Here is a 22247-nt window from a genome sequence, read left to right as displayed (position 1 = left end):
GTGATCGCATCGCCCCGCCGAACTGTCCGGCGGGGCGGCGGGGCGGCGTTACTACGCTCCTGGCGACCGTGAGTGGTCGCCAGGAGCGTAGTAACGCCAGGTTCCTCCTGCCTCGACGGCGAGCTGGGCGGTGGTGTCGTCGTGGTAGCCGAGCATCCGGGCGACCACCGGAGCGGGTGCCTGGAGGACGAGGTGGCGGATCGCCGCGGTGCGTCCTCGCTGGGTCGGGAAGGCCAGGTGACGGAGTCGGAGTTCCAGAGTTTCCGGGGTCATGGGCTGTCCAGCCCGGCGGCCGGGGAAGAGCCATCGGGCGTCCGGATTGGTCGCGGTCATGGTGTTCGGCCGCTGCAGGTACGCCACGGAACGCCAGGGGGTGAGCCGGCTCAGGCCCTCGTGGGTGAGCGGGACTTCGCCGCGGGCCAGGGCCCGCAGGTTCCGCTGGACGTGGGGCTTGCTGGTCCAGGTCAGGGCGCCCTTCGGGCGGCGCGTCTGCCCCAGGGCGTCGACGAGTGGGAGGAGTTCGGCCCGGACGGAGCCGGTGCCGTCGTCAAGGAGTTCGCCAAGGCGCTCGGCCAGCACGCATTGGCCGCAGACTCCGCGCCGGTAGCGCCTGGCCTCTCGTCCGCACCGTTCGCAGGTGAAGTCGCCGAGGCCACCGGCGCAGTCGGTGCAGAGCTTGCCGCCGTCCGGCGCGAGGCCGGGCGTCAGCCGCTCAGTGCCGCAGCCGGTGCAGTCCCGTAGGTCTCCAGCGCGTGGTCGTAGCAGCGCGGGCAGAGATAGCCCTCGGGCCAGTGCGCCGCCCCGAGACGCACGGCCCGGCGGCAGCGCGCGCAGAACAGGACCTCGGCGCGGACGCGGGTGCGGCTCATCCTTCGGGCCGGATGCGGGCGCGCTTGGGACGGATCGCCGACAGGTCGACGACCGCGTCGCCGGTGGCGACCCTGCGGATGGTGGCGTTCTCCGCCTTGGTGGCAATCAGGTCGGCCGGGGTGCACTCGAAGATGTCGCAGAGCGCGGCCAGCACCGGCAGCGACAGCCGCTCGGGGGTGCCGGTGACCAGGCGGTGGACCTGGGAGAGGGAGAGGTCGATGCCGCGCTCGGCGAGCGGTGGGGCGAGCTCGCTGGTGGTGAACATCCCTACGGCGGCCATCCGCTCGCGCAGCCGCCACTGGTAGCTGACCTGGCGTTTCATTGGGCCCTCCTCTCGGGCTTGAGCGCGGCCTCGATGGTGGCGTCCAGGGCCCGCCGCAGAACACAATCGACTTCGACCTGATCGAGTCCCAGTTCCGCCACCTGATGCGCGTGGCCGTCTCCGTACGCGAGGGGGCGATCTCCTCCTCCACGTTGCTCAAGCGCCTGCGGTCGGGGTCGAGGAAGAACGCCACCTACGCTGCCTTCCGCGAGGTCGGCCGTGTGATCCGCACCGTGGAGCTGCTGCGCTACCTCTCGGACGCGCCGCTTCGCCGGCGGGTGACGGCGGCGACCAGCAAGGTGGAGTCGTTCAACCGGTTCTCCCAGTGGATCGGCTTCGGCAACCGGGGCGTCATCGCCGACAACGACCCGATCGAGCAGGAGAAGGCGATGAAGTTCAATGCGCTGCTCACGAACGCGGTGATCTTCCACAACGCCCTGGACATCGCGGAGATTGTGCGGCAGCTACTGGAGGAGGGATGGGAGATCGATCCGGAGGACCTGGCGCACATCTCGCCTTACCTGACCGAGCACATCAACCGGTTCGGCGAGTACTCCACCCACGAACTCGGCATCCAGCCCGACGCGTACGACCCCAAGCTGGACGTCGACTTCACTCCGCTGCGCGAGCAGGACCTCACCGCCGCCGGCCTCGGCCAGGCCGCCTGAACCGGCTGCGCTCGGACCGGCATCATTGCGTGACCGGACACCCTCGGAATGACAGCCGTCACCGGGGGCACCGGCCCGGAGTACCGGAGACACGTCTTCGCTGCTCACGGGGGTGGAGCGGTGCCCGATAATCCATTGGCCCCCTCCGCGTAGCTGTTGTTACTCTGGCAGAGTTCTTTCGATCTGCTCTGGGCTGCTGTGCCCTGGAAAAGAGATTTTGTGTTCCGGCCCGCGCCGCGCGCGCCTCGCTGCACCGACTAGCCAGTAGTCCATCTTTCTGCTGCCGTCCTTCTCGGACGGTGCCGGACGTGACTCTCCGGTGCACTGAATCAGCCCCTGCCTCCGCTTGCACGCATGCCGCGTCGCATGGGGCGGGTGCCTTCGTCGAGGCCGCTCGGCCTGCTCTTGCTGTCATCACAGACTTCCCAGCAAGGAGCACCCCGGGTGTCCAGCACCAACAAAACTCTCTCAAGCACTCCACACACCGGCCTGACCGGCACCTTTGCCTGCGCGTGGTGCGGCCTGACCGTGTCCGCCGTCTCCGGCGACGGCACACGACGCAATCACTGCCCGTCGTGCCTGCACTCCCAGCACGTCCTCGACCATGCCGAGGGCGGCGCCAGTGACTGCCAGGGCCGGATGTCACCGATCTCCATCGCCGTGCTGCGCACCGGTGACTGGATGGTCATCCACCGCTGCGTGCGCTGCGACGAGCTGACCTCTAACCCCATCTGCGCCGACGACAACCAGCTCATCTTGATGCGGATGGCCGTGCGGCCACTGGCACAACCCCCCTTCCCGCTCGAAGCGTTCGGCGACCTCTGAACCGGAAGGAGAAGACCGACCATGCCGAGACGAGTGAAGAACCCCCGTGGCCGTGCACAGGCCGCACGGCGGCCGCAGCGGCACAAGGACCTCCTGCACAGCCAGGGAGGACACCGGGGACACGATTTCCGGTGCGCGGGCTGCCGTCTGGACGTGTCCCTGGACGCGCCCGGCACCACGCACCGCAATCACTGCCCGAACTGCCTGGCCAGCCTGCACGTCGACCGACGGGTGCCGGGCGACCGGGCCGCGGACTGCCGCGGCCGGATGGAAGCACTGAGCATGTCGGTCAGGCCCGACGGCGAGTGGATGATCATCCACCAGTGCCTGTCCTGCGGTGAGCTCAGCGCCAACCGCATCGCCGGTGACGACAACGCACTGGCCCTGGTGCGCCTCGCACTCAAACCGCTGCGGGATCCCAGCGTCGCCCATCGCATGCAACTCGCACCGTGACCCGGACACCACTCGCGGCGTCGCGTCACAGGACGCCGACGCCGCGACGCACAGGATTCCTTCAACCCCCGTCTCGATACACGTTGCACCCCTGTGCAACTCCCCAGGAGAAGCCATGCGCCCCATGACCAGGGAAGAGGTGCGCGGCGCGATCGTGAACCTCAACCCAGCCGAGAAGAAGGTCCGTCTACCGGCCTGGTTCGACGACGTCCGGTGGCACCGGATCGACTACCTCGGGTGGCGAGATCTGCGCGCCCCGAAGCGCGCCTACCTCGTCACCGAGGCCGACGACCAAGCGCTGGGAGTACTGCTGCGGCAGGCCCCAAACGACGCAGCGCACGGTTCGCGCGCGATGATGTGCGACCTGTGCCGGTTCGCCCGCCGGTTCAACGAGGTTTCGCTGTTCACCGCTCAACTCCCCTCACGCGATAAACGCGAACGCCTGAACTCAGTCGGTCTTCTCCTGTGCACCGATCTCGACTGCGCGGTGAAAGTGCACTCCAAGCCGGTCCGCGAAGCCTTCGATCGCCCGGTCGACGAAATCATCAGGTCGCGCCGCGAAGGCTTGCACTCACGCACGATCACCTTCATTCGTTCGGTGTCGGACACCGAACGAACCACGCGACACAGCAGATGATGTGATCGAGAGACGGCCCACAGGTAGGTCCAGGTCTGCGAAGACGGGCCGCAGAAGCACCAGTGGGCCGGTCTCGCCGTGGAGATCGGCCCACTGCTATTGCTCGCCGTAGGGAGCCGCCCGCCACCGGCCGGGCCGGTGACTTCTGCATTCCGTGACTGCTTTGAAGCGGCGCCGGTCGTTGCTGGCTCTTACCCGAAGCGTTCGAACACGGCCTGAAGGTAGTTCTCCAGCCTGGCGGTCAGCTTGTCCGCTGTGAGTTCCGTGCGGCCCAGTGCGGCCAGGGGGACAGCGAGCCTGTCGACATTGGGCGCGTACACCAATGCGGCCAGCAGCCGCCAGTAGTGGTGGTCGGCCGGATCCTTGGCCAGCTGCCCGCCGTCCGCCAGGTAGAGGTCCGCAAACCGCATCCCGGCCGGGACACCGTGCAGCACGGCAAGGGCAGTGGAGCAGTGCGCCACGTCCAGGTCGGCCGGCCCCCATCACGGCGCCGCCCTCTTCGCATTCTTCGCCGGCATGGCCGTTATCTCAAGCTCGCCGATCGAGCAGGGCTGTGACCTGGGCGGCCAGGTCAAGGACACTGTCTTCGACCTGGCCGCGTGACACCTGCGAGGTCCGATCAGCACGGGCCGATCGTTACTGAAGAGCGACGCGGTGCACTTGGTTCGGGAGCTGTGCGGGCGGATGCCCGCTGGTCGCCGAGCGCATGAGCGAGCTGCCGACGCAGACGCTGGTTCTCTTCCGTGAGCTGCCGGTTCCGTTCCAGGGCTGCCTCCAGGCGTGCGTGCAGTGAGGCATCGGAGGAGCGCTCAGCTGCCGGGATCTGCGGCGAGGGAGAATGTCGAGTCGCGTCGCGGAGCCGTTCGATCTCGGCTCGGATGTCAGGCTGGCCATAGAGCCAGGAACGTGAGATGCCAGCACGCCGGGCGACGCCCTCGAAGGACACCGGGGCCCCGGTGCGGTCGACTTCACGCAGGGCCTGAATTGCCTTGGCGCGTGTCAGTTCGCGACGCTTTCGGGCGGCAGCCGCGAGCGGTGCGGTGTTGGGCTCAGGAGGCATCGGCGGTCGCCTCTCCGGTGTCTGGCTGGCCGTCGTCTTCGAGTGACGTGATGATCTTCTCCAGGTTGTCGGCGACCTGTCGGTTCATTTCGACGAGCCGTTTCTGTCCACGGGCTTCGGCCGCGGAGATGATCTGCAGGGTCTGCTGACGCTGTTCACGGTGCTGGGGCAGGAACTCGGCGGTCGTGATGAACACCGGGCAGGTCAGACACGAGTTGGCGTGCGGACAGGACTGCACCACAGGCAATCCGCAGTAGCCGTTGGGCAGGGCCTGCGTAGCCCGGGAGAGCCTCTGCTTCGCCCAGGCCGCCTCCGCGAGAGGGCCGGCCGGGTCCAGGGCAACGGTCTCGCCCTGGGCGTTGACCTTGCGCGCCTTCTCCCAGTGCCGACGGACCGTCGTGTCCGACAGCCGCGCGTAGTGGGCGGTCATCTGGGCTGAAGTGTGATCAAGAATCTGACGGACGACTTCCTGCGGGACGTCCTTGTTGATCAGCCTGGTGCCCAGGGTGTGCCGGAACTGATGCGGAGTGATGTGCGCCGGTCGACCCAACTCGTCGCGGGTATCGCACTGTTGGAGCCACTCGGCCAGCGAGATCCGGTAGCCGGAGGTGCTGATCGGCCTGTCACCGCGGAGGTTCGCGTCGGCGCGCGGGAAGAGGACCGATACCCCCTCGGGGCGTTTTTCCAGGATTCGGCGCTGGTGGTCACGGAGCTGCTGCTCAAGTTCTTCGTCGATGGGAACCAGCGCCTCGCGCTTCATCTTGTGGTTGAAGTAGCGCAGGTAGGGCGCCCCTTCCGCGTCATGGACGACCGGGTCAAGCGGCAGGTTGATGGCGTCAGTGACGCGCAGCCCGCAGCGCATCAGGACGAGCGTGATCAGCCGTCGTGCGGGGTCCTGCCAGCGAGCGAGGTTAGCGGGGTCTTCCAGCTGGGCCATGACGTGCTCGGCCACGGCCCGGGGCAGCAGAGGTGGCGGCGTGGGGTAGTCCTCGGGAACGAAGGCCGCATTGCCCGGCAACGTCTCGTCCCAGCGGTGCACCCGGATCGTGCGCAGGAAGGTGTTCAGGTTGCTGATGTGCGCGTTCTGTGTGCTGCGGCCGCCCATCACGGCCTGAAGATCGGCCAAGTAGCGCTCCAACAGGGCGCGGTCGATCTGGGCGAGTCCGGTCACCTCGGCCGGGAGGAAGGCGGAGAAGCGCGCGACCATGCGGACTCCGGCGCGTACGGTGTGGGCGTTGATGCCGCCGGACAGCCGCCAACGCGCCCAGCGCTTGGCCAGGTCCCGCAGCCAGAGCTGGGTGATCTTCTCGAAGGTGACGGTCGACGTGTGCGGGTGGACGATGCCGAGATTGCGCAGCCGCCAGACGGCGCGGGGGTATTCCGCCTCCCAGCCACGGCCGTAGGCGAGCTCCTCAACACGCCGGCGGGCGCCGAGAAGGAAGGTGCCCCATCCGGTGGCCCAGATTCCGCTCGGGCCGCGGAAGGTCTTCCAGAACTCCTCCGGCTCGTCCAGAAGTGACCGGACTTGGGCATCGGCGAGGGCATTGACCAGGCGTTGGGCCCATGCTGGCCTGATCTTCTTGGTGGCTTCGTCGTGGCGGCACTGCAGCGCGTACTGCACCTCCAGCCGCAGTTGGACGGGCAGTCGGCGCAGGTCGATGTGCTCGGAGCCGCCGGGGCCGATCTCCTCGTAGGAGGCGGCGAAGTCCTCGATGTCGGGGCGACCGCGCGCCGTCCAGCGGCCGTCGTGGCCGGTGCAGAACACCGAGTTTCCTCTCACCCACAAGTCGCAGTAGCTGATCCGGCAGATCGCGGGCAGCGGCGACGGGGGCGGCAAGGGCGCCGTGGAGCTCTGCCATGCCTCCATCTCCGTACTCGTGGACCGCTTCCACTGACGCCAGTGCCGCTGGCACAGACCGTTGCTGTCGAGGCCGTAGCGGCAGCCGCCGACCGCGCAGGCGGCCAGCGGCTGGTGTCCGGTCCATCCGGGCGGCGTGGTCGCGATGAACGTGTCGAGATCGGGCCTTCCCGCGTGGGCCCAACGGACGGAGTGTCCCCAGCACATGCGGTTGCTTCGGGCCGGACGGTCACATTCGTCGATAGCGCAGGCCGGGCCGCCGAAGACCGGGTGCCGGGGATCGAACGCCAGGTCCTCTTGCCGGAACTCGGGGCGGATCGCGGCCGTCAGCTTTTCCAGCAGGCCCGCGGGCCGGGGAGGACGGTCCTCGTGCGGGCTTGGGACGGTGGTCACCACTGCACCTCCGTTTCGCGGAACCAGCCGGCCTTCTCCAGGACGCTGCGGGCGTCCTCGACGGTCAAATGCCCGTAAACCGCCGAAGTTGTGGTGACCGAGGAATGGCCGAGCAGCTTGGAGACGACCTCGATTGGGACCCCGTCACGCAGTGCCCGGGTGGCTGCAGTGTGCCGGCACCAGTGCGGGTCGAAGGCGATGCCGGTGCGACGCCGCAGCCGGAGCACCAGGTCGTAGACGGCCGGATAGGACAAGGCCTGGCCGCGCGGCTCAGCGAAGAGGTTCACGAACACGTAGTCGCTGTCGAGATCGCCGTACTCGACGTGCAGGTAGTCGCTCCACAGCCGCAGCAGTTCGGCGCTGACCGGGATGGATCTCTGCTCGCGCGACTTCGACCTGGCACGGTTGGCGTTGTTCCGGGGAACGACCGCGACTTCCCGCGCGGCCGCGGCGACGTCGGCATGACGCAGGCCGAGCGCCTCGCCGATCCGCATCCCGGTCTCATGGAGCAGAGCGAACAGGAAGCGGTCACGCAGGTGATCGCAGGCGTCCAGGATGGCCTGCATCTCCGCCGCCGTAAGCACACGCGGCAGCTTCTTCGGGACCTTCAGCGAGATCGTCCGCCGATGCTGGGGCCGACCGGGGCTGATGTGGTGCAGGAACGGCTTCCAGCCGCCCCGGCGACCGGGTGGCTGCAGGGTCGTCAGCAGATCACCGACATCGACACCGTGGCGCAACTGGTGGGCGTAGAACGCGGACAGCGCCGACAACTTGCGGTTGACGGTGGACGCGCTGACGTGCGGCTCGACCGACGGAAGCACCGCGATATGCCCCTTGCGGCCCGACGGCGGCAACTGCAGCCAGACGACATACTCGCCCAGGTCCTCCAGGCGGACCTCACGCCAGTCCAGCCCCCGGCGGGCCAGGAACGTCCAGTAGTCCTTGAGATCGTAGGCGTACGCCCTGACGGTGTTCGGCGATCTGTCGACGTCCGTCAGATAGGCCAGGTAGCGCTCGATCGGCTCCACCGGGACGTCGTCGTCCCCCAGCACCGTCCACGAGTCCACCCGGACCGCCGGCAACGCGACACGCTGTACGAGCATGGCACCTCCCCTTCATCAACGTCATGGATGGAGCGGGAGATAACCACGTCACAGCAGCAGATCACAGGGCTTCCGGCCCACTTGCTGAACATCGAGGACGCCCTCCGGGCGGCTCAAGATAATGGCGGAGTCCGAGCGCGAGTACATCCGCGAGAAGTCCCTGGAAGGCCAGGCATCCGCCCGCGAACGCGGCCGCCACGGCGGGCCGCCCAAAGTCGTCGACGACGACATGGCCGACTACACCCGCAACCTGCGGGCCAACGGTGTGCCTGTACCCTAGATCGCCCAGAAGCTGGTCATCACCTCGGGCAAGAACAAGGGCCAGCGCCCCTCGGTCGCCACTGCTGCCGCATCCTCGCCGAGGACGACCCGGCCGACGGTCCGGCCTGAACCGGCAGCCCGTCACGGCTTCAAGATCGACTCATTGCCCCTTTGACCCGTATCTCGGCCGTACCCCATCTGATGTCGGGCACCAAATCATCTGACACTGAAAACCTTGAGCAAGGCTGAGGCAATGCACACTGAGCACGACTGGATCACCACACCCGTCACCGCGGACATCTTGCGCGGACACCTCGACGTGGAAACGACCGCACACGGTCTGCTGCCGCATCGACTGCCCGCTCGGTCTCGGCGGCAGATCCCCGACAACCAACTGGCCACGGCCGAGGCCCAGCCCTCCGGCGTGCGGTTGGCTTTCCGCACCCGGGCCACGAACATCGATCTGGACACGCTGCCCACCAAGCGGGTCTACCGAGGTTTTCCGGCCCCGCCCGACGGCCTGTACGACCTGCTGGTCGATGGCCGGCTCGCTGCCCAGGCCACCGTGGCCGGCGGAAACGTGCGCACGATCACCGACATGGTCACCCAGTCCTCCGAGCTGTCCGAAGGGCCTGTCGGCACCGCCCGGTTCACCGGTCTACCCGCGCATGACAAGGACATCGAGATCTGGCTTCCGCATACAGAGATCACCGAGCTGATCGCCCTGCGCACCGATGCCCCCATCGAGCCGGCGCGGGACCGCGGGCGCAAGGTGTGGCTGCACCACGGCAGCTCCATCAGCCACGGCTCGAACGCCACCCACCCGACTGCCATCTGGCCCGCCCTGGCAGCCGCCCGGGGCGAAGTGGAGCTGGTCAACATGGGGTTCGGCGGCAGCGCGCTGCTCGACCCGTTCACCGCCCGTGCGATGCGGGACACCCCCGCGGACCTGATCAGTCTGAAGATCGGCATCAATGTCGTCAACAGCGATGTGATGCGCCTGCGTGCCTTCAGCCCTGCGGTGCACGGATTCCTCGACACCATCCGCGAGGGGCACCCGACCGCACCACTGCTGGTCGTGTCGCCCATCCTGTGCCCGGTCCAGGAGGACACCCCCGGCCCCCTCATGCCCGACTTCGACGGCGGGACCTTGCGGTTCAAGGCCATGGGCGATCCGGCTGAACGCGCCGCCGGGCGCCTGACGCTCAACATCATCCGTGACGAACTCGCCCGGATCGTCGAACAGCGGGCGGCCGACGACCCGAAGCTGCACTACCTCGACGGCCGTGACCTGTACGGGAAGAAGGACTACGCCGAATTCCCGCTGCCCGACGAGATCCACCCCGATCCCGCGGCTCACCACCGTATCGGCGAGAACTTCGGGCGGCTCGCGTTCGGTGACGGCGGCCCCTTCGCCACCAAGACCGGCTGAGCACATCGCTCCGGTCCGGGGCTGGAGGGCCTGCGTCGCCTGTCGAGTCGGCACGGAGCGTGCTGCCGGTGTTGCCACTGGTCCGTCCTCCGTGCCGCTCGCCGAACCCGGCGTACGCGCGGCGGCCGGCACCATCCGTGGTGGCGTCAGTGGACGCACACTGATGCGGGGCAAGTCCACCGCTCCGGGAGGCGCTTGCCTACCCGCTGGGCCTGCTCGATGTCACAGTCATGCCGGAAGTCCTCGCGTGCAGTGAGGTTCGGCTGGTTTCGGATCGAGGGAACTCACCGGCAGGCATCCCACAGCGGATCGAGCCCGCGGGTTCGCGGGTCCCCGAAGAACCCGCGAACCCACAAGTCCACCCCCTGACATCAACGTCCTGCGTGCAGAACTCCAGCAGCCGCCGCGGACTCAGCCCCGGGCCTCGCGGAACCGCTTCACCACCTCGCCCGCGCTCACCGCCAGGACCCCCAGCGCCGCCACGGTGTAGAGGGACTGCGGGGCCTGCCAGCCTCCGTTGGCGTCGGACAGGAAGGCCGGGTTGAACAGCTCCTGCCGATGCAGGACCCAGACCAGCGGCAGCGCGAAGGCCGCCTCGGCAGCGACGCTCCAGCCCGCCAGCGAAAGCGTCCACACCCGCACCGCCCGGATCGCGTCGAGTATCACGAGGCCGACGAGCCCGGCCAGGATCGGCCAGATCCACCCCGACCACAGGCCCGGGTCGAGCACGTCGAGGCGTGTGCCACCGTCGGTCCGGTACGGCTGCGCGGTGTGCTGCCAGACGATCAGGGCGATCAGCAGCGCGTGCCACGCCACCCGGACGTAGACCGCCGCGCCGCGCTCCTTCGGTACGCCGCGGTCGGGCAGGTCGTCGGGCGTCCAGGCTCCGCCGACCGCGCCGGGCCGCTTGCCGGACCGCTCGATCAGGGCGAACACCACGGTGAGCCAGGCAATCATCTGGGCGCCGACGGTGAGCACCGCCCCGACGGCCCCGCCGATCACTTCGCCGACTCCCTGGCCGTCCAGGATGTCGAGCGCCGCGCTCAGGGCGGTGACCACTGGCAGCACGGTGGACAGCAGGACCGTGAGGAGCCGTACGTACGTCGGGGAGAGCCCGGGGCCGATCAGTGCGAGCGGCCGGTCCGCGTACCGGGCGGCGAGCCGGATCGGGTCGCCCATCTCGGTGAGCACCTCCCGCTCCACGGTCTCCGGGTCGGCCGGGCCGCGGGCCTCGACGGTGTCGGCGATGGTGGCGCGCAGCTCGTCGGCCACGTCGCCGCGCTGGTCGGTCGGGATGCGCCGGACGACCTCCACCACGTAACGGTCGGTCAGCGTGCCGGTGCCGGACGCATGCAAACTACTCAACGGTCCCCCTTGGTCAGTCGTGATATTGAGGCGCCGAGGTCCTGCCACTCGCGCAGCAGTCCGGTCCGGACCCGGGCGCCCTCGGGGCTGACCCGGTAGAACTTGCGCGGTCGGGACTCGTCGGTGTTCCACTCGCTGATGAGCAACCCCTGCTTCTCCAGGCGGCGCAGCAGCGGATAGAGGGTGTTGCCGTCGACGGCGAGCCCGGCATCGCCGAGCGTTTCCAGGAGCGCGTAGCCGTACTGCGGCTCCTCCAGGAGCGCCAGGCAGGCCAGGACGACCGTGCCGCGGCGTAGCTCCTGGGCCTGGCTGAGAATCAGTTCATCGGTGCCCACACACGACACGATACTGTGCGTCACACACTAATGTCACGCCACCCTGGGGACTTTGCTGAGATGGCGGTGGACAGTGGGGCGGTGACGCCGAACTCTCGCCGACCGGTCCAGGCGCACGCGCAGCTCACGTGGCTCCGTAGCGCGAACTCAGGGGCTCGAAGGGGACTTTGCTGCGCGAAAGGGTCTGGCTGACGCAGTGGAGAACAGAGGGAGAACGGTGGAGAACCGGGAGTGGGCGACGGACCTGGATCGGGGCGGATGGAGAATGTCCGGGCAGCAGCCCATGACCGCGATCCGGTGGCATTTGCGGGAGACTGTCGGGTGCCCACTTCCCGATCGCTTGCAACCTCCGACGAGATACGTGTGTATCTCGTCGGTCAGTTGAATCTCGCCCTGCGTCGTCCCGGAATGTTCGGGAACGAACTGGGCTTGCGCATCCTGGTGGATCATCTGCTGTTCGTGGAGTGTCGGCCCGAGGCCTTGGCCGAGCAGCAGCGCGTCCGGGAAGAGCGCGGCGCCTGGTCCGACATCGGCGTCGCGGGCGCGTTCCGCGATCTGATCCCGGACAGCTACTACGAGTACGGCATGGCCTCGGTGTACGCCGAGTTCGCACACCGCCGAGGCTGGCTCAAGCCCGACCGCGTGCTGGGCTCCGACGAATACGCAGCCTTGCAGGGTTCGGTCCGCGAATGGGCGGGCGAGGACCGCGTGTGGGCGGACGTCGTCGACGAGTTCGGTTCCCCGTCCATGCTGTTCGGGGGGACCAACCCCTTGTATGGCAAGACCCTCGGCTACCTGACTGAGGACCCGGAGGAACCGATGGTGTCCTTCCATCTCGGGAACGGCAGTGCTCCGGGAACCGGGCAATCATGGCCGCCTGAGCACAATCAGCCCCTGCTGCTTGCCGTGCGCTTCGGAACGGGACCCTTCCGCCAGACCTTCACCTTCACTCCGGAGGGGCAGCGACGGCTCCCTGTGGTGTAACCCTCAAGATCGGCGGGCTGGCATCCGGCGGATATCCGGGATTCAGCGCGCCGGCGGACGGGTGCGGATCGGCGAACCCGGACGTCGGCGTCGCCCTGCTCGTCACCGCCGAAGTGATGACCCCGCTGTACGTCCTGACGGGCTCCGGCCAGAACGGTGGCCCTCCGGCGCGCTGACGCGAGTAGCACCGGCGGGCACGCTTCTGCGTGAGGCGACCACGGAGGACTGGCCCGCGATGTAGGCGTTCATGGAGGGCACCGTGCGGGCCGGGGAGACCTTTTCCTGGGATCGCGAGACCACCGAGGAGCAGGCGCGGGTGATGCGGTTTCCACAGCCGCCCGGACGCACGTTCGTCGCCGTGGGCAGCGGTGGCGGAAGGCTTCCGCCACCCGGTGCACGGATACGTGGGATTGCACGTCATGCACCGGGCACTCCGGGCACTCCGGGCGCACCGTGCGCTCCCGACCGAGCCGGGCCGGACTCCGAAGCCCTGAGCTGACAGAACTCAAGGGGACCAACTCCCACACCCCAACCTCTGTGGAACGCTGGGACGATGATCCCTAATGCACCGAACGACGCGGAGTCACTTGCCGTCGGAGCCCTGGAGTGGCTGCTGAAGGCTGCCCGGGACGTCGCCGACGGCTCGGCCTGGCCGGACACCCTCGCCGACGACCAGGTCACGCCGATTCTGTACAGCGGGACTTCGGGGGTGTTACCAACCCTCCTCGACGCATGGCGGTACTTCGCCGACCATCAATACGCGGACGCGGCCCTGCGCGGTGCCCGCAGCGTCGCTGACGCGGTCGAGGACTGGGAGGACAGCGGCCTCTACACGGGGCTGGCCGGAATGGCCGTCGCCCTGCGGGGTGTGCACCGCGTGCTCGGCGACACCGTGGCGGGGGCGTCCGCCGACCGTGCTCTGGACATCCTGCGGTCCCGTTACGACGGCGCAGGGTGGAACGACTGCTTCGAGCTGATTGTCGGCAACGCCGGCATAGCGCTCGCCGCACTGGAGTGCGGCGACCTCGACCTCGCCCAACTGGCCGTCAACCGCTACCTGCACACTGCCGAACCCACCACCGCCGGCGTCCAGTGGGAGATCCGGACCGGCGCGGTCCCCCGCATGCACCACATGTCGCACGGCACCCTCGGCATCGTCTACGCGCTCGCCGCCGTCGGCCGGGCCGCCGACCGCCCCGACCTCGTCGACCTCGCACTGGCCGGCGCCGCCGACGTCGTCTCCCGCAACGAAGCCGGCCCGGACGGCTTCCTCGTCGCGCACTCCGACCCGCAACAGCAACACGAGAAGATCGAACGCCATAGCTACGGCTGGTGCCACGGCACGGCCGGCGACGCCCAGGCGTTCCGCCTCCTGAGCCACATCCTGCCCGACGATCCCGCCTGGCCCGCCCTCTCCGACCGCTGCTGGCACACACTCGTCAACTCCGGCATCCCACGACGGATCCGCCCCGGCTTCTGGGACAACAACGGCCGCTGCTGCGGCACCGCCGGCGTCCTCGCACTCGCATGCGACCGCCAGGTCGAACGCGGCGACGGCCACGACTTCGCCGACGTCCTCGTCGCCGACCTCGCGGCCCGCGCGACGACCGACGCCAACGGCATCCACTGGTCCAACGTTGAACACCGTGAAACGCCCAGCGACCTCCTCCCCGCCACCGGCTGGGCCATGGGCAACGCGGGCATCATCCGTGAGCTCCTGCGCCACGCCCGCATCACCGCGAACCGCGACCCGCGATACGCGGTCCCCTTCCCGGATCACCTGCCCACTGCCTGAGAGCCTGTAGCAGCTCCGTTCGCCGAACGGTCACCGTGACCGTTCGGCGAACGCTTGCCTCCCCAAACCCGGGCCTACCGGCCTCGAAGCCGACGGCATGGCAACAGACATCCAGCCCGTTGGCAGTCACGTGCCGCCGGAGGGCGCCCCAGCGCCGGCCCTCGGTGGCCTACTCGTGGTCAGTGCAGAGGTGGGCAGTCAGGGCCGCGCAGGCCCACTCCTCACACCGAACACACTGCCCAGTCCGGCCACGGCCACCAGCAGGCCACGTATGAATCGTGGCGGAGTCACACGACGCGATGTCGTCCGGTCAGCCTCCGACCGGTGCCGCGCGGCAGCGACTCGCATAAGGACCAGCGACACGAGGAGCAGGGTTGCGCTCACTGCCCAACTGGAAATCACATGTCCAAGGACGACGAGCAACATGCTGCTCCAGCCCGCAGCGACGGCGAGGAGCAGGCATCCCGTGGCGATGACCGGGTACAGGGCTGATCGCGTCACTCGGCTGGTACGACATTGCTCCGTTTCCATCAGCGCACCCTATGGCCTCGCCAACTGGGCATGGTGTGAAGTGGAGACAGGATCACGGTGCCGCTGACCAGCTCGGTCCGTGCCACGCGGCCACAGCAGGGCGCCGCCGACGGGCCGATCTCCACCGACCGTTCGCTCCGACAGAGCTTCGTGCGTATGCGAAGTCGAGCAGCGTATGACCTACCGGCTGCATACCAGTCGTCCGGGTCCTCGTCATCGGTTGCTTCAAGGCCGAGTGCCACCGCGTCCCAGTCGGTCTCGTCGAAGTCACAGCCGACATATTGGGACAGCAACTCCAGGAACGCGGCCAGGTTCCGCTGCCATATCCATCCGCCGATGTCATGCAGTGTCGGGTCAGCTGCGTCGTCCGTCGGGATGTCCGCACGGAGGCCGGCGCTCACGGCGTGCTTGTCTTCGACGGTAAGGCGCAAATGTGCCCAGAGATCGAGCCGCCTGCACGCGCTCTCGGGGTCGTATGCCGCCGTTGGCAGTTGGGGAATGCGCCTACGGCCGGTCTCGTCCAAGCAATAGGGCACAACGAACGCCGCGTTCCATCGGCCGAGCTCGGGAGCGAATCGCTCCTCTACCGCGGGGGCATCCATGTCCAGGTACTGGGCCATGTCCTCCCAGGAACTCCCCCGCTCACGCTCATAGACCACAGCGCCAACCAGAAGCCGACCCGCAAGCTGAGCCAAGGACACGGCCTCGCTGACACGCCCCCGGAGGCGGCGTACGCGTCGTAGCGAGCAACCGTCAGGTTCCCGGCTGCCTCGGCCAAGCCAACAGCGCGATCACAACGTACGAGACGCGCCAAGGCCAACTGGGAGAACTGGCTGCGGTCCCCGCCAAGGGCACCTGCTGAGAGACCTCTCTGAAGACCGACAGAACGGCGCTGAAGGGTCCCTGGCGGCCCAGTTCGGCATGGTTCTCGACAACGTCCGGGATGAGTGAGACGTGCCAGATGTGGGCTTCACCGTCGGGCGGCCAGAACGGCGGCTCGTGGGTGCGGTGTTCGTCAGACAGGGGTGGCTGGCCAGCTGGCCTGTCGTGTGCTTGCCGTCGCTGAAGATGGCGGGATTCGGCCTGCGGCTTCCTGGGACGCTCAATCGGGTGAATGTATGGCGCAGGCCTGTGGTGCTCGACTCCGTCGAGCGGCCTGGGTGCCGGGGCAGTGACGTCGTCGAGCGGGTTCTCCGCCTGGCCGGGGACGCCGTCGGCGGCTTCTAGGGTGCGGATCATGACCATTCCCACCGAACCGATCGGCAGCCTTCCCCGTCCGCGCGCACTGTTGAACGCGCTCGTCGAGCACACCCAAGGGCGGCTGGACGACGTGGAGCTGGCACGCCTTCAGGGCGAGGCCGTCGCCGACACCGTGGCCCAGCTGGAGAAGCTGGGCAGCCCGGTCGTGGTCGACGGAGACCAGGCCAAGCCCAGCACGATCACGTATCCCCTCGCCGGAGTCGGGTGCCTCGCCCCCGACGGCGCGGTCATCCCCTTCGCCGACGGCCACACCCGGCAGCTTCCCCGCCTGACCAGTGGACCGTTCCGCTACGGGGTCCGCGCCGACACCTACCTCCGCACCGCCCTCAAGCACGCCGGCACGCCGGTGAAGCAGTCCGTCGTCGCACCCTCGGCCCTGAGCCTGATCTACCCGGCCGACTCGATCGGCGGGTACCCCCGCGAGGCATTCCTGGACGACCTCGCCAACGAGGCCGAAACCGAGATCCGCGCCTGTCTGGACGCGGGCGCGCACAGCGTGCAGCTGGACTTCACCGAAGGCCGACTGGCGTTGAAGCTCGACCCCTCCGGGGGTCTGCTCGAGCAGTTCATCGGTCTCAACAACCGGGTCCTGGAGCGGTTCACCGAGGACGAGCAGGCCCGCCTCGGTGTCCACACCGACCCCGGCGCGGACCAGGACTCCACCCACAGCCTCGACGTCGACTGCGCCCAGCTGCTGCCCAGGCTGTTCCAGCTCAAGGTCGGCAACTTCTACCTCCAGCTCGCCGGCGAACCCGACCCCGAACGTGTTCTGGGAAACGCCGCTGACCAGCTCCGGCCCGGGACTCGTGTGTTCGTCGGCGTCATCGACCCGATCGACCCGAGGATCGAAACCCCCGACGAGGTACGTGATCGCGTCCTGCAGGCCGCCCGTCACATCCCCGCCGACCAACTCGGCACCTGCGACGACGCCGGCTTCGCCCCCTGGGCCGACGACGCCTCGACCTCGCGGGAGACGGCCTTCGCCAAGATCGGAGCCCGCGTACAGGGCACCGAACTCGCTGCCCAGGCCCTCGGCCTGTAACCAGCCCGTGCACGAGCGGGCCTCCGACCCGCGTGCCCCGTCGGTGTAGCGGCCCGGCGTCGCGCCGTCGATGCCGGTGACCTGAGCCCCGTAGGCGAGACATTCCTGGTTGGTGGGCAGATACGGGTTGTGGGTGGGCCTGGGTCCGAGTGGTCATGGATTGCGTTCAGCGATAGGGGTGGCGGTGTCAGTCGGCCCTCGAACCGTGGTGGTTCGAGGGCCGACTGCGGTGGGGTCAGACAGCGGAGATGCGCCAGTCGGCGGTGCGGCCCGAGCGGTCATCTCGTCCTCAAGGCCCGCCGTCGAGGCCGGACCGGCCTGCTGATCCAGGTGGACCTGCGCGACCCTCCCAGCAGCATGTCACCCAAGTGGTGCCTGGTGTCTGTTGCGGAGGGTGGGCGCCAGTTCCGCGGTGTGAGTCGGAGCAGCCTCAGAACGGTTCGTTTCGTCCCTCTTGCCCCAGGCACGCACTCACTGCGGCTTGAGGTCCTCCGGACCCGCAGGCGGCGTTCCACCCGCGTCGAGCGGCAGGTTGTGCTCGGCCGGGGAGACATTCTGCTGGTGACCTGCGACCCGGTTCAGCCGGACGTCTTCTACCGGCGCAGTCCCGAGGTGGACACCTGGAGTCTGCAAATCCTTCAGCGCCAACCGGGCCCATCGCAACGCGCTTCTCATGCCAGGGAGCGGGTGAGCCATACCAGTTCGCCACGGTCATCCGTCGATACGTGGTCGCGCGTGAACCCGAGCTTGTCCAGGACGCGGAATGACGGCGCGTTCCAGGGACGCACCGTCGACCAGAGCCGCTTCCGTCCGGTCACGATCGCGGCGTCGAGCACCGCGGAGGCCGCCTCGGTCGCGAAGCCCTGTCCATGGACCTGCCGGAACAACTCGTACGCGATCTCGGGCTCATCGACGGAAGCCCGACCGACAGTGAGCCCGCAATACCCGATGAAGTCGCCCACATCGCGGCGGATGACGGCCAGCAGAGCAATGCCTGTCAGTGCCGACGCAGCGCGCTCATCCTCGATCATCTGCCGGTTGTGCTCGATCGACGGCATGCCGTTGCCCCGTTCGGCGACGAGCTCGCGGTGGGCGTCGACATCGGACTCGGTCCACGGACGCAACATCAGCCGGGCGGTTTCGAGTTGGGGCGGCATCGGCGGATACGGCATGGCGACATTCTATCTACGCCGCCCCGGACCTGACCGGATCAACTGAGATCTGTGGTCCGTACTGAGATCTGCGGTCGTACTGAGATCTGTGGTCTGGCTCGATGACCCAATTCCACGTCTCTCGCCCCATCCGGTCCGCGCAGGTCAGGCGATCTGCCGACACCGTGCGCGCCGACTGGATACTCCTGTGCCCGGCGATGCCCTGGAGCCGTCCGCAACGCCCTGTGCTGGGAGTCCGCGCGGTACCGCGCCCGGTCTCACCAAGGTTCAGGTACCGGGGGCTGCTATCGCTGCGGCGGGGCCGCGTTGAGAGCGGGGGGTTTTGTCGCCCACGCGCTTGGGGGCGATGGTGCGGGGATCGACGGCTTCGCCCGGGGCACCTTCGTGGTACGGCCCGTCGGGGTTGGCGTCGCGGTCGTGCGGGAGGAGGAAGAAGACGCGGCGGAGCTGGAGGCCGCTGTCGGGGTCGGCTTCGGCTTGGGCGTCGAGTTCGGTGTAGCCGACCATGCGTCCGTCGCGTTCGTAGCGGGGCTTGCCGCGGCGGCGGGCGGTCTTGTCGAGCGCCTGGCGTACGTAGTCGAGATCGTCGGGGTTCTCCAGCCACACCACGGCGCTCTCGTGGCGGAGGTCGCTCTCGTTCAGCAGCGAGCTCATGGCTGCAGCCCCTTTTCGTTGTCGATGGCCAGTTGCAGGCCTGGGTGGATGTGGTGAGCACGATCCCTGGCGGGGGCACCGTACTCATGGTAGGCCGGGTTGGCGGGTGCGTGTCGGGCTCTCCGGTCAGGCACGGCCGGCCTGCGGTTCGTCGTCGGTGAGAAGTCCGAGGCCGGGGTAGTACTTCTTGCCGCTGGACTTCATCATGTCGGCGGGTGAGGCGAGGGAGAGTTCCTGACGCACGCGAGTGGCGAAGGCGCGGGCGGTGGCAGGGCGGATGCCCTCACCGGCGCTGCACCAGCTGCTGTACGTGGCGTACAGCAGGCCTTGTTCGACGCGGAGGTCGGCCGGGCCCCGTTCGGCGGCGCGGTCGCCGTTGTCGGTGGTGCAGCACTCGGTGAGGAAGCGGCCGATGTGATCTTCGGTGGTGGCGTAGGCCTCGGTGGCGATGCGGACGGTCGCGGGCCCGGCGAGAGGGTCGCGGGTGTCGAGGTAGAGCTGGGCACCTTCGATGAGCCACTGCAGAATGCCGGGGCCCTCGCTCTGGACGAGTTCCTTGGCCAGGTTGTCGATCTTGCGAGCAGCGGGTACGACGCGTTCGAAAGGGATCAGGCGGATCCGGCGCCAGAAGGCGTGGCCGCCGGTGCCGACTTCAGGGCGGTGGTTGCCGAGCAGCCAGAGTTTGTGGGTGGGGTTGAAGCTGAAGAAGTCCTGGCGCATGCGGCGGGCCATGATGCGGTCGCCGCCGGTCAGGAGCTTGACCCGGGATTCGTCGAACTTGTCGTTGGGTTTCAGTTCGGAGCACACGACGATGCGCCGGCCATGGAGTTCGGTGAGTTCCGTGGAGTGCTCGGAGAACTTGCCCTTCTCCATGAGGAAGCCGGGCGGGGCGGCCTGGGCGTAGTCGCCGAGGATCTGGGTCATGACGTCGAGCAGCACGGACTTGCCGTTGGCGCCGGTGCCGTAGAGGAAGGGCAGGACCTGGGCTCCGACGTCGCCGGTGACGGAGTAACCGAGGAGCAGGTGGAGGAAGTGAATGGTCTCCTCGCCCTTGGCGTCGTGGCCGAAGGTGTCGTGGAGAAAGCGGTGCCAGCGAGGGGTGGGCATCGTCTCGGGGGCGACGCTGGTGGCCCGGGAGTGCATGTCGGCTTCGGGGTCGGGCTTGTGGAGGTGGCCGGTATGGAGGTCGACGACGCCGGCCGGGGTGCACAGGGCGTAGGGGTCGCCGTCCAGGACGTCGGGGTCCAGAGCGAGTGCCGGGGAGGCTTTGGCCTGGGTGAGCATGGCCTTGATACCCGGGGTCGACATGGAGCGTCGGCGGTGGGAAGCGAGCTCGCGGTTGGTGAACTGGCCGGTCGGGTCGGTGGCGGGCATCTGCTCGGCCAGATCACCCGCCGCCCATACGGCGGCCTTCTCGCCTCCGGTGCGCTTCCAGCGGTACTGGTCCCAGTGGTACCAGCCAAGGCCTTCCACGTGGCGGAACTGGTCGCCGAACATCACCGCGAACAGCTTGGCGTTGCCCCGGTCGGTGAGCAGCCCGGGAAGCCGGCCCGACTGCGCCGATGGCTCGTGGACGGCCGTGGTGGCGGCCCTCTGCTGGGCCGGCAGGCTGGGGTGTTCCGTCTGGCCTTCGAGATCGAGCATCTGCTGCGCTGCGGCAGTGGCGTCGAAGCGCGGGCTGTCGGCGCTGCTCATGGGCGTCCTTTGAGATGGAGCGGCCGGCTTGCGCCGGCGGACAGGGCAGAAGTGATGACGGAAAGGCTGTGGCGGCTGCGATGCGGCCGAGCAGCGTCGGCGGCCGCGGTCAGCAGTTCGCGTGCCTGGCTGTCGGTGAGATGGCCGGAGGCGATCAGGCCACCGGCGGTGTAGGCGGCTCGGTTGAGTTTCTCGGTGAAGGCGGTGCCCTCAGTGGCGGCCGCGCAGTCCAGCACCTGGCCGAGCAGCGGTTCCAGGAGCTGGTAGGCGCGCTGACGGGCTGGGCGCAGGGAGCTGAGGCGTGGTGGCGGAAGCTGGGCGAGCCGGTGGTCGACCAGGTGGCCTGTGCGCTGGAGTTCGCCGGCGAGCCAGTCGGGCAGGAGGGCGGGGACCCGGGCTGCGCCGACCGGGCTGTATGTGCCGGCGGAGGTGCGGGTGGCGGGGGTCACGATGTAGCCGCCGGTGGACCGGACATCGACCTGCCAGGCGAGGGCGGCCTTCGGGCTGGAGCCCACGGAGGAGCGGTAGCGGGGGCCTTCAGGGGGTGTCCGGTACCAGACGTGCAATCCGCCCGACGGAGTTCGCACACGCAGGGTGGAGTCGTCGTCTGCTGGGCTCTGCCGACTGCGGAGGGCGGCCAGCAGGGCAAGGGTGTCGAACCCGGAGGCAAGGCCTGCCAGGTTGACGCTCTCGTGGATCGGGATGCCGGGCAGGAGCCGGTTCCGGTCGGGAACTTCGGCGCTATGGGCATCGATATCGAGGACGACAAGGCCTGCCGGTCCGCAGGAGACTCCGACTCCGAGCGTGGGGTTTCTCCCCCACCAGGCGTCCAGGAGAGCAAGGTTCGTGGTCGCAGCGTGAAAGCCGTGGCACCACCGGCCTGCGGGATGGCAGGGACAGTCCTGAGGCCTGTGGGGCTCGTTACGGCACGTCGGGCAGTTGGCGGCCGGGGTCTTACGGCCTGGGGCCAGCGGGTGCACTGGCCAGCCGTTTCCGGCGCACCAGCGGGCAACGTCGTAGGGACTGGCGGTTCCCGTGGAGCGGGGAACGCTGGTCTCACTTTGACGCGGCACGCTGATCGTCCTTGCCGAGGGGCTCATAGCCTGTTCAGTCCCTTCGGCAAAAGACCAGGTCACAGCGCTGCTACCGTCAGGCAAGGGACCGAAGGGACTGAGTTTCCAATGAGGTCAGAGCCTACATCAGCGGTCTGGGCGCGGGCGTAGCCGTTCCCCGACTTGGGTCCCTTCAGTCCCTTCGCCACCTGGGGAGTTGGGGCGCCTGCTCCTTGGACAAGCAGCTGATCAGGTTGGCCAGCCGGGCGTGTCGGTCCTGGGTGGGGCGAGAGGGACTGAACAGGGACCGAGGGCCTGGGCGGCTTTGGGTCCCTGTTCAGTCCCTCAGGGAAAAGCGCAGGTCACAAGGCTTTTGAGGCTCGACCGAGGGACTGAAGGGACTGAAAGTCTCAGTTATGAACAGCTCACGATAGAAGAGCCTTCTCTTACGCGTACGCATGCACGCACACGCGTAATGAC

22 protein-coding genes and 1 pseudogene are annotated in these 22247 nt (G+C 68.4%); 9 read left to right on the top strand and 14 right to left on the bottom strand.

The window, feature by feature from the left end:
• Positions 1 to 51: 51 nt before the first annotated feature.
• The 3 genes from OG520_RS42315 to OG520_RS42305 form a co-directional block, all read right to left on the bottom strand.
• On the bottom strand, positions 52 to 579 hold the full coding sequence (locus OG520_RS42315) for a hypothetical protein (RefSeq protein ID WP_331748725.1): 528 nt from the start codon (positions 577 to 579) through the stop codon (positions 52 to 54).
• A 125-nt stretch (positions 580 to 704) separates the two neighbouring features.
• Positions 705 to 869 carry a hypothetical protein gene (locus tag OG520_RS42310; RefSeq protein WP_331748722.1) on the bottom strand — a complete coding sequence of 55 codons (165 nt, stop codon included), beginning with the start codon at positions 867 to 869 and terminating at the stop codon, positions 705 to 707.
• Positions 866 to 1192 carry a helix-turn-helix transcriptional regulator gene (locus tag OG520_RS42305; RefSeq protein WP_331748719.1) on the bottom strand — a complete coding sequence of 109 codons (327 nt, stop codon included), beginning with the start codon at positions 1190 to 1192 and terminating at the stop codon, positions 866 to 868. Before OG520_RS42305 ends, OG520_RS42310 begins: the two co-directional genes overlap by 4 nt.
• 50 nt (positions 1193 to 1242) lie before the next feature.
• On the opposite strand from OG520_RS42305, the pseudogene OG520_RS42300 reads away from it, so the two are divergent.
• From OG520_RS42300 to OG520_RS42285, 4 genes and pseudogenes are all read left to right on the top strand, one after another.
• Positions 1243 to 1860, top strand: a pseudogene (locus OG520_RS42300) (Tn3 family transposase); the annotation flags it as partial.
• Between the two features lie 444 nt (positions 1861 to 2304).
• On the top strand, positions 2305 to 2685 hold the full coding sequence (locus tag OG520_RS42295; RefSeq protein WP_331748713.1) for an RNHCP domain-containing protein: 381 nt from the start codon (positions 2305 to 2307) through the stop codon (positions 2683 to 2685).
• Positions 2686 to 2706: 21 nt separating this feature from the next.
• The gene (locus OG520_RS42290) at positions 2707 to 3138 is read left to right on the top strand and encodes an RNHCP domain-containing protein (protein ID WP_331748710.1); all 432 of its coding nucleotides are present in this window, start codon (positions 2707 to 2709) and stop codon (positions 3136 to 3138) included.
• Positions 3139 to 3253: 115 nt separating this feature from the next.
• A complete protein-coding gene (locus OG520_RS42285; RefSeq protein ID WP_331748707.1) occupies positions 3254 to 3775 on the top strand; it encodes an FBP domain-containing protein in 522 nt (173 codons plus the stop codon).
• A 191-nt stretch (positions 3776 to 3966) separates the two neighbouring features.
• Here the strand turns inward: OG520_RS42285 and OG520_RS42280 are convergent, their stop codons facing one another.
• The 4 genes from OG520_RS42280 to OG520_RS42265 form a co-directional block, all read right to left on the bottom strand.
• Positions 3967 to 4185, bottom strand: a complete 219-nt coding sequence (locus OG520_RS42280; RefSeq protein ID WP_331748704.1) for an aminoglycoside phosphotransferase — start codon at positions 4183 to 4185, stop codon at positions 3967 to 3969.
• 209 nt (positions 4186 to 4394) lie between these two features.
• On the bottom strand, positions 4395 to 4835 hold the full coding sequence (locus tag OG520_RS42275) for a DUF6262 family protein (protein WP_331748700.1): 441 nt from the start codon (positions 4833 to 4835) through the stop codon (positions 4395 to 4397).
• Positions 4825 to 7086 carry a site-specific integrase gene (locus OG520_RS42270; protein WP_331748698.1) on the bottom strand — a complete coding sequence of 754 codons (2262 nt, stop codon included), beginning with the start codon at positions 7084 to 7086 and terminating at the stop codon, positions 4825 to 4827. Before OG520_RS42270 ends, OG520_RS42275 begins: the two co-directional genes overlap by 11 nt.
• Positions 7083 to 8189 (bottom strand): tyrosine-type recombinase/integrase, encoded by a 1107-nt coding sequence (locus OG520_RS42265; protein ID WP_331748696.1) that lies wholly within the window; start codon positions 8187 to 8189, stop codon positions 7083 to 7085. Before OG520_RS42265 ends, OG520_RS42270 begins: the two co-directional genes overlap by 4 nt.
• Positions 8190 to 8310: 121 nt before the next feature.
• Between OG520_RS42265 and OG520_RS42260 the strand changes: the two genes are divergently transcribed.
• Positions 8311 to 8469 (top strand): hypothetical protein, encoded by a 159-nt coding sequence (locus OG520_RS42260; RefSeq protein WP_331748694.1) that lies wholly within the window; start codon positions 8311 to 8313, stop codon positions 8467 to 8469.
• 234 nt (positions 8470 to 8703) lie between these two features.
• Positions 8704 to 9882, top strand: a complete 1179-nt coding sequence (locus OG520_RS42255; protein ID WP_331748692.1) for a GDSL-type esterase/lipase family protein — start codon at positions 8704 to 8706, stop codon at positions 9880 to 9882.
• 411 nt (positions 9883 to 10293) lie between these two features.
• Here OG520_RS42255 and OG520_RS42250 read toward each other — a convergent pair whose 3' ends face one another.
• Both OG520_RS42250 and OG520_RS42245 read right to left on the bottom strand, forming a co-directional pair.
• The gene (locus OG520_RS42250; protein WP_331748690.1) at positions 10294 to 11247 is read right to left on the bottom strand and encodes an HAAS signaling domain-containing protein; all 954 of its coding nucleotides are present in this window, start codon (positions 11245 to 11247) and stop codon (positions 10294 to 10296) included.
• Positions 11244 to 11582, bottom strand: coding sequence for a PadR family transcriptional regulator (locus OG520_RS42245; protein ID WP_351267891.1), 339 nt, complete (start codon positions 11580 to 11582; stop codon positions 11244 to 11246). Before OG520_RS42245 ends, OG520_RS42250 begins: the two co-directional genes overlap by 4 nt.
• A 258-nt stretch (positions 11583 to 11840) precedes the next feature.
• On the opposite strand from OG520_RS42245, the gene OG520_RS42240 reads away from it, so the two are divergent.
• Positions 11841 to 12566, top strand: coding sequence for a hypothetical protein (locus OG520_RS42240; protein ID WP_406016751.1), 726 nt, complete (start codon positions 11841 to 11843; stop codon positions 12564 to 12566).
• Between the two features lie 553 nt (positions 12567 to 13119).
• Entirely contained in the window at positions 13120 to 14361 is a 1242-nt protein-coding gene (locus OG520_RS42235; RefSeq protein ID WP_331748684.1) for a lanthionine synthetase LanC family protein, read from the top strand.
• Between the two features lie 530 nt (positions 14362 to 14891).
• Here OG520_RS42235 and OG520_RS42230 read toward each other — a convergent pair.
• Positions 14892 to 15512: a hypothetical protein gene (locus tag OG520_RS42230; protein WP_406016750.1), complete on the bottom strand. Its 621-nt coding sequence runs from the start codon at positions 15510 to 15512 to the stop codon at positions 14892 to 14894.
• Positions 15513 to 16129: 617 nt separating this feature from the next.
• Between OG520_RS42230 and OG520_RS42225 the strand changes: the two genes are divergently transcribed.
• The gene (locus OG520_RS42225; RefSeq protein ID WP_331748679.1) at positions 16130 to 17194 is read left to right on the top strand and encodes a 5-methyltetrahydropteroyltriglutamate--homocysteine methyltransferase; all 1065 of its coding nucleotides are present in this window, start codon (positions 16130 to 16132) and stop codon (positions 17192 to 17194) included.
• Between the two features lie 671 nt (positions 17195 to 17865).
• On the opposite strand, the gene OG520_RS42220 is transcribed toward OG520_RS42225, so the two are convergent.
• The 4 genes from OG520_RS42220 to OG520_RS42205 form a co-directional block, all read right to left on the bottom strand.
• Positions 17866 to 18366: a GNAT family N-acetyltransferase gene (locus tag OG520_RS42220; protein ID WP_331748675.1), complete on the bottom strand. Its 501-nt coding sequence runs from the start codon at positions 18364 to 18366 to the stop codon at positions 17866 to 17868.
• A 267-nt stretch (positions 18367 to 18633) separates the two neighbouring features.
• Entirely contained in the window at positions 18634 to 19020 is a 387-nt protein-coding gene (locus tag OG520_RS42215; RefSeq protein ID WP_331748673.1) for a DUF6009 family protein, read from the bottom strand.
• A gap of 126 nt (positions 19021 to 19146) precedes the next feature.
• Positions 19147 to 20715: a phage/plasmid primase, P4 family gene (locus OG520_RS42210; RefSeq protein ID WP_331748671.1), complete on the bottom strand. Its 1569-nt coding sequence runs from the start codon at positions 20713 to 20715 to the stop codon at positions 19147 to 19149.
• Positions 20712 to 21815 (bottom strand): bifunctional DNA primase/polymerase, encoded by a 1104-nt coding sequence (locus OG520_RS42205; RefSeq protein WP_406016749.1) that lies wholly within the window; start codon positions 21813 to 21815, stop codon positions 20712 to 20714. Before OG520_RS42205 ends, OG520_RS42210 begins: the two co-directional genes overlap by 4 nt.
• Positions 21816 to 22247 lie beyond the last annotated feature (432 nt).

The sequence above is a fragment of the Streptomyces sp. NBC_00984 genome, from assembly GCF_045162475.1.
In the GTDB taxonomy this organism is placed as follows: domain Bacteria; phylum Actinomycetota; class Actinomycetes; order Streptomycetales; family Streptomycetaceae; genus Streptomyces.
The sequence above is the reverse complement of the archived record's forward strand: the minus strand, read 5'-3'. Positions and strand labels throughout refer to the sequence as shown.

Excerpts from the sequence above, each read along its gene's own strand:
- OG520_RS42225 (WP_331748679.1), top strand. The coding sequence starts at position 16,130 with ATGACCATTCCCACCGAACCGATCGGCAGCCTTCCCCGTCCGCGCGCA.
- OG520_RS42240 (WP_406016751.1), top strand. The coding sequence starts at position 11,841 with ATGGAGAATGTCCGGGCAGCAGCCCATGACCGCGATCCGGTGGCATTT.
- OG520_RS42255 (WP_331748692.1), top strand. The coding sequence starts at position 8,704 with ATGCACACTGAGCACGACTGGATCACCACACCCGTCACCGCGGACATC.
- OG520_RS42210 (WP_331748671.1), bottom strand. The coding sequence starts at position 20,715 with ATGAGCAGCGCCGACAGCCCGCGCTTCGACGCCACTGCCGCAGCGCAG.
- OG520_RS42230 (WP_406016750.1), bottom strand. The coding sequence starts at position 15,512 with ATGGCCCAGTACCTGGACATGGATGCCCCCGCGGTAGAGGAGCGATTC.
- OG520_RS42235 (WP_331748684.1), top strand. The coding sequence starts at position 13,120 with ATGATCCCTAATGCACCGAACGACGCGGAGTCACTTGCCGTCGGAGCC.
- OG520_RS42310 (WP_331748722.1), bottom strand. The coding sequence starts at position 869 with ATGAGCCGCACCCGCGTCCGCGCCGAGGTCCTGTTCTGCGCGCGCTGC.
- OG520_RS42260 (WP_331748694.1), top strand. The coding sequence starts at position 8,311 with ATGGCGGAGTCCGAGCGCGAGTACATCCGCGAGAAGTCCCTGGAAGGC.
- OG520_RS42275 (WP_331748700.1), bottom strand. The coding sequence starts at position 4,835 with ATGCCTCCTGAGCCCAACACCGCACCGCTCGCGGCTGCCGCCCGAAAG.
- OG520_RS42290 (WP_331748710.1), top strand. The coding sequence starts at position 2,707 with ATGCCGAGACGAGTGAAGAACCCCCGTGGCCGTGCACAGGCCGCACGG.
- OG520_RS42215 (WP_331748673.1), bottom strand. The coding sequence starts at position 19,020 with ATGAGCTCGCTGCTGAACGAGAGCGACCTCCGCCACGAGAGCGCCGTG.
- OG520_RS42280 (WP_331748704.1), bottom strand. The coding sequence starts at position 4,185 with ATGCGGTTTGCGGACCTCTACCTGGCGGACGGCGGGCAGCTGGCCAAG.
- OG520_RS42305 (WP_331748719.1), bottom strand. The coding sequence starts at position 1,192 with ATGAAACGCCAGGTCAGCTACCAGTGGCGGCTGCGCGAGCGGATGGCC.
- OG520_RS42265 (WP_331748696.1), bottom strand. The coding sequence starts at position 8,189 with ATGCTCGTACAGCGTGTCGCGTTGCCGGCGGTCCGGGTGGACTCGTGG.
- OG520_RS42285 (WP_331748707.1), top strand. The coding sequence starts at position 3,254 with ATGCGCCCCATGACCAGGGAAGAGGTGCGCGGCGCGATCGTGAACCTC.
- OG520_RS42220 (WP_331748675.1), bottom strand. The coding sequence starts at position 18,366 with ATGCCGTATCCGCCGATGCCGCCCCAACTCGAAACCGCCCGGCTGATG.
- OG520_RS42205 (WP_406016749.1), bottom strand. The coding sequence starts at position 21,815 with ATGAGCCCCTCGGCAAGGACGATCAGCGTGCCGCGTCAAAGTGAGACC.